The 14,962-nt window shown below is 46.6% G+C and carries 10 protein-coding genes; 5 read left to right on the top strand and 5 right to left on the bottom strand.

Going from position 1 to position 14,962, the window contains the following annotated elements:
* The first annotated feature begins 217 nt into the window (after positions 1 to 217).
* The 5 genes from ACJB0T_RS06250 to ACJB0T_RS06270 all read left to right on the top strand — a co-directional run bounded on the left by ACJB0T_RS06250 (position 218) and on the right by ACJB0T_RS06270 (position 7,939).
* Positions 218 to 736 carry a porin family protein gene (locus ACJB0T_RS06250; RefSeq protein ID WP_479294046.1) on the top strand — a complete coding sequence of 173 codons (519 nt, stop codon included), beginning with the start codon at positions 218 to 220 and terminating at the stop codon, positions 734 to 736.
* Positions 737 to 857: 121 nt separating this feature from the next.
* Positions 858 to 1,787: a LysR family transcriptional regulator gene (locus ACJB0T_RS06255; RefSeq protein ID WP_479294048.1), complete on the top strand. Its 930-nt coding sequence runs from the start codon at positions 858 to 860 to the stop codon at positions 1,785 to 1,787.
* Positions 1,788 to 1,944: 157 nt separating this feature from the next.
* Positions 1,945 to 3,027, top strand: coding sequence for an efflux RND transporter periplasmic adaptor subunit (locus ACJB0T_RS06260; protein ID WP_479294050.1), 1,083 nt, complete (start codon positions 1,945 to 1,947; stop codon positions 3,025 to 3,027).
* Positions 3,028 to 3,035: 8 nt separating this feature from the next.
* Positions 3,036 to 6,083 (top strand): efflux RND transporter permease subunit, encoded by a 3,048-nt coding sequence (locus tag ACJB0T_RS06265; protein ID WP_479294052.1) that lies wholly within the window; start codon positions 3,036 to 3,038, stop codon positions 6,081 to 6,083.
* A 371-nt stretch (positions 6,084 to 6,454) separates the two neighbouring features.
* Positions 6,455 to 7,939: a peptide MFS transporter gene (locus ACJB0T_RS06270; RefSeq protein ID WP_479294054.1), complete on the top strand. Its 1,485-nt coding sequence runs from the start codon at positions 6,455 to 6,457 to the stop codon at positions 7,937 to 7,939.
* Positions 7,940 to 8,010: 71 nt separating this feature from the next.
* Here the strand turns inward: ACJB0T_RS06270 and ACJB0T_RS06275 are convergent, their stop codons facing one another.
* The 5 genes from ACJB0T_RS06275 to ACJB0T_RS06295 all read right to left on the bottom strand — a co-directional run bounded on the left by ACJB0T_RS06275 (position 8,011) and on the right by ACJB0T_RS06295 (position 14,891).
* Entirely contained in the window at positions 8,011 to 10,167 is a 2,157-nt protein-coding gene (locus ACJB0T_RS06275; RefSeq protein WP_353499719.1) for a c-type cytochrome, read from the bottom strand.
* Positions 10,164 to 10,775 carry a cbb3-type cytochrome c oxidase subunit II gene (locus ACJB0T_RS06280; RefSeq protein WP_353499720.1) on the bottom strand — a complete coding sequence of 204 codons (612 nt, stop codon included), beginning with the start codon at positions 10,773 to 10,775 and terminating at the stop codon, positions 10,164 to 10,166. The genes ACJB0T_RS06275 and ACJB0T_RS06280 overlap by 4 nt, the downstream gene beginning before the upstream one ends.
* Positions 10,772 to 12,193 carry a cytochrome-c oxidase, cbb3-type subunit I gene (gene ccoN / locus ACJB0T_RS06285; RefSeq protein ID WP_479294060.1) on the bottom strand — a complete coding sequence of 474 codons (1,422 nt, stop codon included), beginning with the start codon at positions 12,191 to 12,193 and terminating at the stop codon, positions 10,772 to 10,774. Before ccoN ends, ACJB0T_RS06280 begins: the two co-directional genes overlap by 4 nt.
* 10 nt (positions 12,194 to 12,203) lie before the next feature.
* A complete protein-coding gene (locus ACJB0T_RS06290) occupies positions 12,204 to 12,548 on the bottom strand; it encodes a c-type cytochrome (protein WP_112460112.1) in 345 nt (114 codons plus the stop codon).
* Positions 12,549 to 12,851: 303 nt separating this feature from the next.
* Positions 12,852 to 14,891: a sensor domain-containing protein gene (locus tag ACJB0T_RS06295; RefSeq protein ID WP_479294062.1), complete on the bottom strand. Its 2,040-nt coding sequence runs from the start codon at positions 14,889 to 14,891 to the stop codon at positions 12,852 to 12,854.
* Positions 14,892 to 14,962: the final 71 nt, after the last annotated feature.

The following is a 14,962-nucleotide window of genomic DNA, read 5'->3' on the forward strand; positions in this document are numbered from 1 at the left end:
CAGACTCCGTAGATAACAGTGAGGATTTTTCAGGATACCCCTCACTAGTTGAGCATGAATAATAACGGCTAGCTTAGTGATAAGTAGAGCTAATGAGACTAGTAAACCAAGGTGATTAGTCAGAAAAGAAGCAAGTTTCTACAATGCCGCTCATTCGACAAGGAGTGATTAATACGGCTAGGACGCCGTGATTTATACACAACAAGAGCACATTAACATGAAAAAGACACTCATCATCGCCGCTATTTCTGCGCTTTCATTTGGCGCTGTCGCCAATACGGATTTTCAAGGCCATCGAGTAGGCGCAGGTATTTCTGGCGTGACACTAAGCGAAGGCGGGGTCGACTTAAAACTCGATTCAGGCTTTAAGTTCGAATACGGTTACGACATCAACCACATTTTCGGTGTTAACGCTTCTTATAGTATGAACAGCAAAAACGTACTTGATCTCGACTACGATTTTAATACATTCAAAGTCGATACTGATATTGGCTATGCGTTCGACCTTGGACAGCTTTGGTTGAAGCCCTATGGTGCAATCGGCCTAACTTTTGCCAATGAGAAAATTTCCGATCGCCACGATAGCTTGTCTGCCGGCGATACCAGCTTAATGATTGGCATGGGCGTGAGAGCGCAAACTCAAATGGGTATATATGCAGACTTTCGTTATGACATAAGCGGTTACGATAATGTTGATACCGATTCAGTGTCATTTACCGTAGGCTACCGCTTCTAGCACGTTCATAGTTGGTTACTATTTTCTTTCAAAGCCAACCGTCAATCTGTTGGCTCTATGACATTCCTTAAATGCACTATTGCTATGGTTCGCGACAATGTCACAAAAATGAGTGAGCACCTTGGCTAAAAATCGATTCAACAATCTCGACCTCAATTTACTTCGAGTGTTTAAAGTTCTGCTTGAAGAGAAAAACATGCGCAAAGCCGCTGAGCGGTTGTTTGTATCGCAACCCGCCGTGAGCCAATCTTTGCAGAAGCTCCGACATCATTTTGATGACTTATTGTTCGTCAAAGTGAAAACCGGACTTGAGCCAACCACGTTTTCCGAGCAACTTGCCCGTAATCTATTACCACTGATTTATCAGCTTGAAAGTGTGGTCAACGCTAGCAGTCCGTTTGATCCGGCAGAGCTTGACGAAGAAATTACGATTGCGTTGTCGTCTCAGTTCGTTTTTTCGGTTTCTTCAGAAATCTATCGTCACTTTAAAAAGCATGCTCCAAACTTAAAAGTGCACATCACCTCATGGAACGACCACACGATTTCTGGGATAGAAAAGGGTGACATCTTACTGGGCATAAACGCACCGATTACAGAGCGCTTACCGTTCTTAGTTGAGCAGGAGTTAGCCAAGCTCACTGCTAAAATACTGTTAAGACGAGACCACCCTATAGCAAACCAACCTATTACTGCCGAACATCTCGCCTCCTACCCCCTAGCAAGACTTCTAGTCAGTGACTACAGCAAACTAAATAGTCCTACCGTTGAAACCTTTAAGCGTTTGGGGTTTGAACTTGAAGTAGGCTTTGCTTCTGAGTTTCCAGTCGTATTATTAGATGTGCTGCGTCACTCTGATATGTTTATGGGAATAAACGACAGTTTTCCCATCCAAAACTACCCCGACTTAGTGATGCTTGACCCTGAAGTACATGTGCCCGAAATTCACTATTTTGCAAATGGTTACTTCCATTCCCGACACGCCAACAGTGAAATGATGAACTGGTTTATCCAATCTTTAACTCATATTTTTGAGCGAAGTAAAAAGCATTAAAATTGAGCCGCATTAATTCAAACACCTGCTCATTTTTCGATCAACATCACACCCCGGCCATCTTCTTTGTGTTTTACCTTTCATTAACATAACCAAGGTAGACAGCAGCGAAAATCATTGATTAACCTATACAATGCAGTTAGTTGTATAGGAATCAATGATGCGCACTTCGAAAATACTAATTAAAGCATCAGTGCTAAGTGCTATAGCTCTAGTTTTGGGCTGTAGTGAGCAAAACGAAACGGACATCAGCGCTGTTGAGCCATTAACGGTCTCCACGACCCATGTCGAACTGAGCCCATCGTATCAAGTGAAACGCGAATACGTGGGCACGGTCAAAGCTGGCCAACAAGCCAAGCTTGGCTTTGAACTGGCAGGGAAAGTCGAGGCCATTTTGGTCGATGTTGGTGACAGCGTCGAAAAAGGCACAGCGTTAATTCAACTCAATACCGACCTTCTGAAAACAGAACTTGGTCAACTTAACGCTCAAGACAAAGAGGTGCGTGCGCAATTAAAACTCGTCAATGCCAACCTCAAACGCCAACAATCACTAAAGTCCAAAGGGTTTAGTGCGGATGCAGAAATCGATGCACTCACCAGCGAAAAAGGCGTCCTACAAGCGAATCTCGTCCGTTTGGAAGCGGCAATTCGCGCTAATAGACTGCGCATCGAGAAGTCGACCATTCTGGCTCCGTACGCGGGGCGTATCTCAGAGCGTTACGTCTCATTAGGTGACGTTGTCAATGTGGGTACCCCGACGTTTGTACTGCTTGCAACAGAAGGGAAAGAGGCATTTATTGGCATCCCTGCTAAGCAGCTAAAACGCGTTACCGCTCTCACTTCTCCTATCATTCGAGTCGATGATAACGACTATGCCGCTACACTGCTCAATCCGGGTGCGATGGTCGACACCCAATCTCGAAGCGTTGGGCTTAGATATCAACTCCCGGAAAACCCAGACCTACTAGAAGGTCAACTGGCCTACCTTTCCTTTGATGAAACAGTGCAAGACAGCGGTTACTGGGTTCCCCTTACTGCGCTTATCGATGGACTCCGTGGCGTCTGGAACGTGTACGTGGTCGGAGAGGACAATAAAGTTGAAAGACGCAGCGTCAATGTGTTTTATGCCGATGGTCAGCGCGCCTTTGTATCCGGGGCTATTGAAGATGGCGAAGCCATTATCGCCAGCGGCTTACATCGTGTAGTACCCGGGCAACCTGTTCAAATTGCGCAGCAATAAGGATCATTATGAAGCTTATTGATGCAATCACTAATACTCGTCTATTGCTACTGGTTACCGCACTATTGATCGTCAGCGGTCTGGCCGCGTTTACTTCATTGCCACGAGCAGAAGATCCCATCATTAGTAATCGCTTTGCCAACGTCACCACCAGCTTTCCTGGTGCGAGCGCCGATCGCGTGGAAACACTGGTCACTGAAGTCGTAGAAAACAAATTGCGCGAGCTAAGTGAAGTTAAGTTGCTCACATCCAGTTCGCGTCCTGGAGTCTCTATCGTCACTATTGAGCTCAAAGACGAAGTGACAGAGCCAGAGCCTATCTGGTCAAAAGCCAGAGATAAACTTTCCGATATTGAACCGTTACTTCCAGTTGGAACAGCACCACCCGATCTCGATAGCGATCATACCTACGCATTTACTGTCATCTCTTCACTGACTTGGGAGGGTGCGGGCGAGCCGGATATTTTGACACTCGGTCGTTATGGTAAGGAGTTGGCGAAGAGGCTACGCACTTTATCTGGCACCGAGTTTGTTGACGAATATGGCATGCCGAAAGAAGAGATCCAAGTAAACTTGCGAACCGCAGATACTGCCGCGTTTGGGGCATCGAGCATTCAAATCGGTGATAGCCTGCGTGGCGCTGATGCAAAGAACTCAGCAGGGCAACTAGTAAGCCAGTTCTCGCGATTCGGCTTGGAAATTGAGTCTGAACTCGATTCAATTGAGCGTATCAAACAGGTGCCTCTTCTTGTCGCTAAGAACGGACATATCATCCGCGTGGAAGACATTGCAACCGTCACTCGTAGCCAAAAAACACCAGAAAGTGAAGTAGCTATCATCGATGGCTATCCTGGAGTGATTATTGCCGCTCGCATGGAGCCGGAACTTCGAGTTGATCAATGGACAGCACGAGCAAAAACGGTCATCAATCAGTTCGAACGTGACCTTCCAAGCAACATTAAAGTCACTCTGTTATTTGATCAACAAGGTTACACCACAACGCGTTTGGTCGATTTGGGTAAAAGCCTACTGATTGGCTTTTCTCTTATCCTCATCGTACTTTTTGTCACCCTTGGTGTACGCGCAGCGATACTCGTTGCGATTGCTTTGCCGTTAACCTGTATGATCACCTTGTCATTGATGAAAATGACGGGCATTCCTATTAACCAAATGTCAGTCACCGGACTCATTGTCGCGCTGGGGATCATGGTCGATAACGCCGTGGTCATGGTTGATACGATTCAGAGTTATCGACTCAAAGGTCAAGCTAGACTGGAAGCGACCATTAATGCTATCTCCCACTTATGGGTGCCGCTCCTTGGCTCAACACTGACCACCATTTTGGCATTTGCGCCTATCTTCTTAATGCCGGGTGCAACGGGAGAGTTTGTTGGTGCGATTGCGATTACTGTTTCGTTCTCACTGGTTGGCTCTTATATTTTGTCGCATACCGTAATCGCAGGCTTTGCGACTATGCTGCTGCCAAGCCATGCCTCCGGCAATCATTGGTATAACAGCGGCCTTCGTATTCCAGCGTTAACTCGTGGATTTAGCCAATCCGTAAGACTCGCCATCAAACATCCCGCTATTTCACTTATCCTGGTTCTCGCCGTTCCTGTGACTGGCTATTGGAGTATGTCTCAACTAACCGAGCAATTTTTCCCACCCTCGGACCGAGATATGTTCGAGGTTCAAGTCTATCTGCCTCCACAAGCTAGCTTGTATGCGACCAAAGCGACGACTGAGGATGTTGATACCATTATTCGCGACTATCAGGGCGTTGAACGCGTGGATTGGCTAGTGGGTGCTAACTTCCCTTCCTTCTATTACAACTTACAAGCAACACAAAACAATGCGCCGTATTTTTCACAAGCCATGGTGAAAATGGAAAACTTCCAGCAGGCCAATGCGCTCATTCCTAAGCTTCAAGCTCGGCTAAATCGCGAGCTTCCTGGTGCTCAGATCTTAGTGAGAAAGCTCGAACAAGGCCCTCCGTTCCGAGCTCCTATTGAGCTTCGAGTGTACGGTGAAAACCTCAATACACTCAAAGCGATAGGTGAAGATATTCGCCTTATTTTGGCCAACACACCGCACGTTACGCATACGCGGGAAACGCTTCAACCTGGCACGCCCAAAGTTTGGCTTAAAGTCGACGAAGACACCGCAAAGCTTAATGGCATCTCACTCAATCAATTTGCCAACATGTTGCAGGCTACCTTGGTAGGACGAGAAACAGGATCGGTGACGGAAGGCAGTGAGTCGATCCCAATACGTGTTCGAGTCGCCAATGAAGAGCGTGAAAATCTATCGCACCTTGGTAACGTAAGATTGCCTATTGCTTCTGAGGTTTACACCACAGGCGTCAACGTTTCGACATTGGCCGAACTTGAGCTAACGACCAGTCGCGGTGCTATCACACGCCGCAACGGTGAACGAGTTAATACTATCGAAGGCTATATTCAAGCAGGCGTATTACCACAAACCGTGTTAAACGAGTTTCAACAAAGACTGGAATCTTATACTTTGCCCGCTGGCTACCACATCGATTTTGGTGGTGAATCTGCTGAGCGCGATCGCTCGGTGGCATTGCTCATCTCCAATATCTCTGTCGTGGTGGTTTTGATGGTCTTAGTTGTGGTGATGTCGTTCAACTCATTTAGACTAAGCTCAATCATTTTCATGGTGGCTGGCTTGGCCGGCGGTTTGGGTCTACTGTCTGTGTGGATCTTTAACTATCCGTTTGGCTTTACCGTAATCATTGCCATGTTGGGTATTATGGGCCTCGCGATTAATGCCGCGATCGTCATACTAGCCGAGCTGAGAATGGATGAAAAAGCCGCCAGTGGTGATATCGAGGCCTCGGTTGATGCGGTGATGTCGTGTACTCGTCACATCACCTCCACCACCATTACCACAGTGGGTGGTTTCATGCCTCTCATCATCGCAGGTGGTGGTTTTTGGCCACCTTTTGCAGTCGCCATTGCCGGCGGTACAGTGCTGACAACGCTATTATCGTTCTATTTTGTTCCTGTGATGTATCGCTTGATGGTGAAGTAAAAAGACATTTCGGTCGATTCTGCGATTAAGTCAACAGCAAACGTCTCATGAGAGGCGTCTGCTACCAGTTATCTACTCCTAGCGATCTTCTGCAAACATAAATGCCAAGACCAGATTCACCTGCCACTCAGGACCTAACTCCGCTTACTGAGGGAACTTATATGCACTTAGCCCGAATAGCATAGCTTTATCGATAAAAAAGGTCCGGTCTGAATAAAGCCGCCACATTAGTAATACTCACCTTGTTGATTAGAAAAACTCGTGCTCGCGCCCCACATTCTCATCCAGCGACAAAACATGTAACAAATCTTGTCTGTTATCATATGCACGGACATTTAAACCACTCAATGTAAGTTATTAAGGATAAAGTAATGTGGAATAAACTAAACAAATCCATGATGTTCTGCCAGATGATATTTGGACTGTCATTTTATGGCGTCATGGTCATACTGACTCGGTTCTTCCTTGAGAACCTCAATTACAGCGAAGCGGATACTATGATGGTCGTCGGTGCTTTCTCATCTATCGGCCCGCTGTTCGCCATCGCTGGGGGCTTTATCGCCGACAAATTTCTAGGCGCCTATCGCTCTTTAACCATAGCCTACTTTGGTTTCAGTTGTGGTTACGCTCTGCTGGTCTTGGGCGCATCTACCGTTAACATTCCAATGAGTCTCGCTGGTATCGCACTGGCAAGTTACGCACGTGGCTTAATGTCCCCCTCTTACCCAAGCCTTTATAAGCGCACGTTCAAAAGCCAAGAAGACTTTGAAAATGGTTATCCTGTTAACTATTCCGTGAATAACATTGGCGCCCTACTTGGTCAGTACTTGTTCCCAATGTTTGTGTTGGTGATTGGCTTCTATGGCAGCTTTGCACTGTCAGGAATTTTGGCGTTTACGGCTTTGTTTATGCTGTTCACATTCAGAAAACAGCTGCAAGGTATCGGTGCAGATATTGATAAAGCGCCAGTCTCTAGCGCTAACTGGATCAAGTTTGCGATTACTTCAGTGGCCATGATCGGCATGGTGTTCTTTATGTTCTCGAACATGGACATCGGTAAAAACATCGTTTACGCCATTGGTTTGGCAGCTATTGGTTATTTCATCTCACTGATGTTCAAAGCCGAAAAAGCCGATGCACTTCGCATGGGAACCATCATTATTGTTACCGTTCTTACGACAGCGTTTTTTGTCTATTACGGACAAATGATGACATCAATGACTATGGTGACCATCAACACCATGCGTGGTGATTTGTTTGGCATCATTCCAATCGCACCTGAAGCGTCAATGTCGATGAACCCACTTTGGTGTATTGTTGCAGGACCTGTGATTGCAGCGACTTTCTCTGGACTAGAAAAACGCAACATCCACTTTACGACCGCCACCAAGATTGGCTTTTCATTCATCATGACAGCGATTGCGTTTGGTATTTTGGCGTTTGCAGTGAAGAATGTTGGCGAAGATGTGATTATCCGCCCTGAGGTGTTCCTCGTGATTCACTTCTTCCAAGCGTTTGCTGAAGTCATTGTTGGTTCATTAGTTGTCGCCTTCATTCTATCGGTGGCACCGAAACACATTGAGAACTTCTCGGTAAGCCTATTTTCAGTGGCAATCGCTTTGTCTGGTATTGTCGGCGCTGTGTTCTCTACTTCAATCGCAGCAGAGAAAGGCCAAGAAATCACTCAAGAGTTCGTGCAAACCGTTTATGGTGACTACTTTGGTTTATTAACGATGTTAGCCGTTGTAATGGTGCTCGTTGCTCTGCTCTCATCCATTGCAATTCGCAAGATGCTTGCCGCAGCGGATGCTCATCAACCGAAAGAGCAAGTGGAACTGACGGAAGCGGAAAGTTAACCATAGAAAAGGCTCGCTATTTTAAATTTAGCGAGCCTTTTTCTTCCCATTAAACCCAGATCAAAACAGGCTTAGTTGACGTTAATGTTGCCATCACGCTGGTCATACATTTCAGGCGTAACGTGTAAACCTCCTGAGTAGCCTGCTTTTTCCAACATTTCCCTCACTTGTTTCACATCCTCTTCCGTGACTGGCACTTCACGTGCCCCCAAATGGAGTCGAACGAAGGTGATCAGCTCTGCCAGCTTTTTATCCGACAACACATCTTCAAAGCTCGCCATCGGCATAAAATTTCGCTCTTTGTCTAAATACGTAGGCTGGAGCCCGCGAATAGTTACAGCGATCGTATTGAACGGATCACTGTGCATGATAATGCCATTATCTAGCAAAGTTGGCGCAATGGGATCTCGTCCTTTACCGTCTGGCCCATGACATGCGCCACAAGTTTGGTTGTAGGTGGCATAGATATCTTCTGCATACGAGACTTCATCAAACCCTTTGGGCTCTAATCGTACCGCGGCATCACTGATCATATTATTGGAGTCACCCGCCAATAGGTAATAAGACATGGATTCAATATCTTCTCTGGTCATCAAACTCAAGCTGTTCTTGATTACATCGGCCATACCAGCAAACGCACTGCCCTTATCAGAGTGACCTGTATGGAGGAAATCAGTTAAAGAAGTCAGATCCCAACCATCGATAAACAGCTCTTCTGCCGTGATGTCCGGCGCATGCCATCCGTCGATTAAATTGCCTTGGAATATACGATCATTATCGAGCGCTTGAGCGATATTTCTTGGCGTATGGCATTCCGAGCAGTGACCCAATCCAGCAACCCAGTATTTACCGCGCTGCCACTTTTCTACATCCTCCACTTTATTCTGTAGTTCGGCAGGCACTTCGTATTCCATTGGTTTGCGATCGGCAAAAACAATGTCCCAGGCAAGGAGACCTAAGCGAATGTTCGACGGGAACATCATTTGATTGGCGTCATTTCGTCTTGATACAGCACCAATAGATTGCATGTATTCCCACATATCGCGCAAATCTTGCTCAGTAACATGTTGGTAGGAAGTAAACGGCATTGCCGGATATAGATACCCATGTCTCCCTTTACCATCAACGAGAGCGGCTCTAAAGTCCTCGTAGTCATAACTACCAATACCTTCTGTGACATGAGGCGTTATGTTAGTTGAGTAAATGGTGCCAAATGGCGTGACAAACGGCAGGCCACCAGCAAACGGCTCTCCCCCCTCGGCGCTATGACAAGCCACACAGTCTCCTGCATGAGCCAGATACTCGCCGCGTTCAACCGCCTCTGCATCCAGTGACGCAAGTCGGTTATCGTTTTGCAAGCGAGCGTGGGTGATATAAGCACCAATCGCGAGGATTTCATTTTGAGAGAGCTGCTCACCAAAGGCAGGCATCACATTATTTAACCCTGCACGTATGGTGTGTTGGATCTCTTCTATGCTGCCTCCATGAAGCCAAATGTTGTCGGATAGATCAGGTACGCCCGTTTCCATATTCACTAAGCGACCGTCGCCATGGCAAGAAGAGCACGTTTTCACGAACAAGTCTTTACCAAGCTCCACCTTAACCTCTGGCACATCAGTATGGCGTTGGTTGAGTGATGCGAGGTAATAGGAAATCTTGGCGATTTCATCTGGCCTAAGCACATCTACCCACCCGGGCATCGCACCATTTCTACCGAGTTCGATGGAATGGATGATAGCCTCATCGGATCCACCGTACATCCATTCATTGTCGATAAGGTTTGGGAAATGCTTCGCTCCCTGTGCGTTGTCGCGATGGCAAGCAGCACAATGGGTTTGGAATAACATTTGCCCTGAAGAGACTATCTCAGTGTTGTCCGCCAACGAGATGAGAGACTGGTCTTGTACCAGGGAAAACTGAGCATCAAGGCTTGTCGTCGGCGCGCTGAGCTTATCGTCGGCCTGATCGTAATTAAGCAACCCTGACCAACCGCTGATCCCCGGATATAAGATTAGATAGCCAAATGAGATAACGAACGCAGCAAAATAGGAAACAAACAATATCTTTGGCGGCGGCGCATCTTTTTCTTCAATGCCATCGAACGTGTCGAGCACTTTGTCTTTGTCCGCTTGATGATTATTGCGCCAATACTTAACAATCACAGCGACCATTAGAACGAAGAATACAAGGGTGCCCACGGCAGCCCATAGAGTCCAGAAACTACTCATTGCACACTCTCCTCAGCCGTATCGACACCAAGACTTTGCAAGTAGCGGATCAGCGCTTCACCCTTGGTTTTTCCTCTAACTTCTAACCTTGCGTTGGCAATTTCATCCTCAGAGTAAGGCACACCTAGTGCTTTCAAAGTTTGCATCTTTCCGGTTATGGTATCGCCAGACAGAACTTGTTCGAACAACCAAGGATAGGCAGGCATGATGGACGTTGGGACAACGCGGCGTGGATCAATCAGGTGAATGGCATGCCACTGATCTGAATACTTTCTGCCTAGATTGGTGAGATCAGGTCCTGTGCGCTTCGAGCCCCATAGATTCGGAAACTCATAAATATCATCAGACTCTTGATTGGCGCGGCCATTGCGTTTTATCTCAGGTTCAAGTGGACGAACCATTTGCGTGTGGCACACATGGCACCCCTCACTGATATAAATATCTCGCCCGGCCACCTCTATCGCCGTGAGCGGCTTCGCTTGGCTTTGCTGAACGAGCTCTGGGGTACGTAATAAATTTGGAAGCACCCATACTAAAATGGAGAAAGACGCCACCACAGCGGTCGATACGATCAATATCACCAAAGACTTAGTAAAATCAGCATTCATGATACGCCTCCTTCACTACTCACCCGACGAGTAAGCGGCATGCGCACCGTGTTGTAGAGGTTCAAGACCATCAGGAATAAGCCAAGAACAAACAGCGCTCCGCCAAAGAAGCGTAAGAACAACCACGGTGCTTTGAAATTCATCGCTTCAACAAAACTGTATTGCAACTCGCCATTATCGCCTTGTGCAAGCCACATCACCCCTTCTCCGATACCCGCTACCCAAAGCGCAATGGCATATAAAGCAACACCAGCATGAGCAAGCCAAAAGTGCCACTTGAGCAACCTTGGTGACCAGAGCTCGTTTTTACCCCATAACTTAGGGATAAAGTAATAGAATACGGCAATCCCTGACATACCAACCCAACCTAAGGCGCCGGAATGGACATGTCCTATCACCCACTCACTGTTGTGCGCAATCATATTGAACCAACGAATCGCAAGCAGCGGCCCTTCAAACGTGGCAAGACAGTAGTAGAGAATGGCAGAGAAGAAAAACAGCATGATATAGTCGGTTTTCAGCTTCTGTTTGTTCTGAAGTAAGGTCATCGCACTGTTAAACGCCCCTGCCCAAGATGGGAGCCAAAGTATTAATGACATCACGATACCAATATTCTGCACCCAAAGTGGCACGGAGCTGTAGATGAGGTGATGGGTACCTGCCCAGGTATAAAAGCCCACCAAACCCCAGAAGTGAATAATCGAAAGACGGTAAGAGTAGATTGGCCTGTCTGCGACTTTCGGTATGAAGTAGTAGTTCATACCTATGACCCCAGCTGTGAGTAGGAAACCGACAGCGTTATGCCCCCACCACCACTGGACAATAGCATCCTGCGCTCCGGCATACACGGAGTATGACTTCATCAACGAAGCTGGCATAGCCAGGTTATTAACGACAAATATCATCGCAATTACGATGATAAACGCCGCAAAAAACCAGTTAGCCACAAAAATGTGTTCGACTTTTCGCTTCGCTATCGTGCCGAAAAACAGCACACCATAAAGCACCCAAACCAACACGATCAGTAGATCGATTGGCCACTCGAGCTCAGCGTATTCTTTTGATGTTGTGTAACCCAGCGGCAACGAAATGAGAGCAAGAAGAAGCACCAACTGCCAGCCCCAAAAGACCATCCAAGACAAGCTTTTGTTGAATAGTGCACATTGGCACGTACGCTGAACAATATACAAAGAAGTCCCCATCAATATGTTGACGACAAATCCGTATATCACGCCAGACGTGTGGAGTGGTCTGAGTCGGCCGAATTGAAAGTACTCGGAGTCAAAGTTGAGCACTGGCCAGTAGAGCTGAGCAGCCAAAATAACGCCGATGACCATGCCGGCAACTGACCAGATGAGTGACGCTAGGATAAAGTAACGTACGACTTTTGTGTCGTAGTGATTCGCCGTGATGTCCATAAAGGCTCCTTCACTGCTTGTTGGCGTCAGAGCCTAATTTGGAATAGTAGTACGCGATGTCAGCGATATCTTGATCACTCAATGCGTCTGCTTGTTGTTGCATCAGCACCGCAAGACCGCCACTGCGTTCTCTGGTTTGATAACTTCGAAGAGCGGTCATCAGATATCCCATCTTTTGACCTTGTAAGTTGGGGTAGGACTCAATGCTGGAGATTCCCTCGTCACCGTGACAGGTGGCGCAGGTTTTGGCTTTCTCCATACCCACTTTGAATCGCTCATCTGCGAGCGTCTGAAATGAAAACAAGAGTGTTCCAGTAAAAAGAGCCAGAATCACCCTGGAGGTAAATTTACCCATGATGCGCTTCCTTGTTTGACGAAAGTCAGGACTGCATACTTACTGACGTAACGTTTACCGTTCTCGTTAAAGCTAACTTGATTAGAAAGCATAGTAACGGGATGCGCGGTCAGTCAAAAATCACAGGCGATTAATACGTGTTTTCTTTAGTGAGGGGTGATATGCCCATGTTCTAACATCGCTAAGCCCTAACGACCATTGCTACGGGTTAGCGACAACAATAGTGCAAACAAAGGCGCAATTTCTTTAAGGATATACTTAGCAAACCTTACAGAATAGAATGATAAGGTTTGCCAAAAATCATCAAGAGATTAGAGAAACAAAGTCTTTTTCTGTCAGTGGCTTAGCAAAGGCATAACCTTGGCCAAACTGACAACCATGCTGAGTAAGAAAATCGATTTGCTGTTCGGTTTCAATCCCCTCTGCTACCACTCGCAAATCTAACGCGTTGCCCATGGCGATAATCGCAAGTACGAGCGCGTTGCTATCACTTTCCTCTGGTACATCATTGACAAACGAGCGATCAATCTTGAGCTTGTTGATCGGCAGACCTTTCAAATAAGAGAGAGATGAGTAGCCGGTACCAAAATCATCCAGCGAAACATCAACCCCAAGCTCCCGAAGCTCATTCAATGTATTGAACGCATGCTGCTGATTATGAAGAAGAAAGCTCTCGGTAATTTCAATCTCCAGTTGCTCTAAGGGAAACTTCGTTTGCTCAGTAATATCGGCCAACTGTTTTACAAATTCCGCCCTTTGCAGTTGTAAGGCTGACACGTTAACCGCCAGTTTTCCAAAGGAAAGCCCCTGCTCGAACCACGTTCTTCCTTGCTGACAAGCGGCTTTTAGCACCCACTGTCCAATGTGTTGTATCAGTCCTGTCTTCTCTGCAATTGGGATAAAAAGACTTGGTGGGATAAAGCCCAGTTCAGGATGTTCCCAGCGAAGCAGCACCTCTACGCCTACTAAAGCGTTATCCTCGAGGCGATATTGTGGCTGGTATGCGAGCGAAAGCTGTTCTTTATCAACGGCATCATGAAGGGCAGATTGAATGCGAACATGCTGCACCGATCGATCGGTTAAATCTGGGGAGTAGAAAGCGTAGCCACTGCGGCCATTTTTTTTAGCCAGATACATGGCCGTATCGGCATTTTTGAGCAAAGTTTCACTATCATAGCCATCATTCGGATATCGTGCGACGCCAATACTGCCCGATACACGAAGATGTTCATTGTGCTCAAACACAAACGATGTATTAAATACCCCTAAGGTCTGATCGATAATATCGAGCAGCGTCGCTTCACAATCATAATCGGTAAGGATAATAACGAACTCATCACCACCAATTCGGCCGATTATTGCATTCCCTGCTTGCATCGCTTGCAAACGCTCAGCAACTTGCGCTAAAAGCCGGTCACCAAACAAGTGCCCTTTGCTGTCGTTGATGTGTTTAAAATGATCAAGATCGAGAAACAAAGTCGCAAATGGAGTATCACTCTTTTCGCCCAAAGCAATGCTTTGTTCCAATAAGTGAGTAAGGTGAACACGGTTGGGCAAATTGGTTAACGGATCAAAGAAGGCCATCCGGCGCAGCTTTTCTTCGTGCGCTTTACGTAGTGAAATGTCCTCAAATACGCAAATATAGTGCAGGATCTCATCGCTTTCATCGGTAATAGCACTGATAGTCGCCAACTGAGGGTAAATACTGCCGTTCTTTTTGCGGTTGATAAACTCCCCTTTCCACTGACCATACTCCCTTAACTGTTGCCAAAGCTCAGTGTAAAAGTCTGGATGGTGCTGACCAGATTGAAGAAAGCTCGGGTTGCGCCCTATTACTTCAGCTTCTTCGTAACCGGTAAGTGCGGTGAATGCGCGGTTAACGTCCATGATATTAGCATTGTGATCGGTGATCATCATGCCTTCTTGGAAATTGTTGAATATCTCTGAAGTAAGCGATAATCGAGCTTCTACTTGCTTTCTTCTTGTGGCATTGCGCGTCATGCCAATGATACCGACCAGATCTCCAGTCTCATCCTTTATCGGAGATTTTACTGTCTCTAGCCAAACTTCGTTACCCTCTTTATCTAGCGCAGCGCACTCTTCAACCGTTCGCTGACCACCATTCGCGATCACTTTCTCATCAATATGTTTAAAGTACTCAGCACGCTCCTTGCTAAATAACTGTTCGTCGGTCTTACCAAAGATATATTCACGAGAATGGCGCCAAGCGGTTTCGCTGGCTTCGTTGACAGCAACATATTGACCGTCAGCATTCTTGACCCAAATATGGTCATCAAGTGCATCAATAAATTGCTGCAGCGTAGGAAGATTTTTTAAAGACATGATACGGAAACTCAGAACTACTCATTCGTTCGGCTAGGCCAAAGATCCCTCGGCCGAAGTTTCAACATATC

The organism is Vibrio sp. CB1-5 (assembly GCF_059412285.1).

Coding starts and splice junctions, on each gene's coding strand:
- ACJB0T_RS06270 (WP_479294054.1), top strand. CDS start 6,455: ATGTGGAATAAACTAAACAAATCCATGATGTTCTGCCAGATGATATTT.
- ACJB0T_RS06250 (WP_479294046.1), top strand. CDS start 218: ATGAAAAAGACACTCATCATCGCCGCTATTTCTGCGCTTTCATTTGGC.
- ACJB0T_RS06260 (WP_479294050.1), top strand. CDS start 1,945: ATGATGCGCACTTCGAAAATACTAATTAAAGCATCAGTGCTAAGTGCT.
- ccoN (WP_479294060.1), bottom strand. CDS start 12,193: ATGGACATCACGGCGAATCACTACGACACAAAAGTCGTACGTTACTTT.
- ACJB0T_RS06265 (WP_479294052.1), top strand. CDS start 3,036: ATGAAGCTTATTGATGCAATCACTAATACTCGTCTATTGCTACTGGTT.
- ACJB0T_RS06280 (WP_353499720.1), bottom strand. CDS start 10,775: ATGAATGCTGATTTTACTAAGTCTTTGGTGATATTGATCGTATCGACC.
- ACJB0T_RS06290 (WP_112460112.1), bottom strand. CDS start 12,548: ATGGGTAAATTTACCTCCAGGGTGATTCTGGCTCTTTTTACTGGAACA.
- ACJB0T_RS06295 (WP_479294062.1), bottom strand. CDS start 14,891: ATGTCTTTAAAAAATCTTCCTACGCTGCAGCAATTTATTGATGCACTT.
- ACJB0T_RS06275 (WP_353499719.1), bottom strand. CDS start 10,167: ATGAGTAGTTTCTGGACTCTATGGGCTGCCGTGGGCACCCTTGTATTC.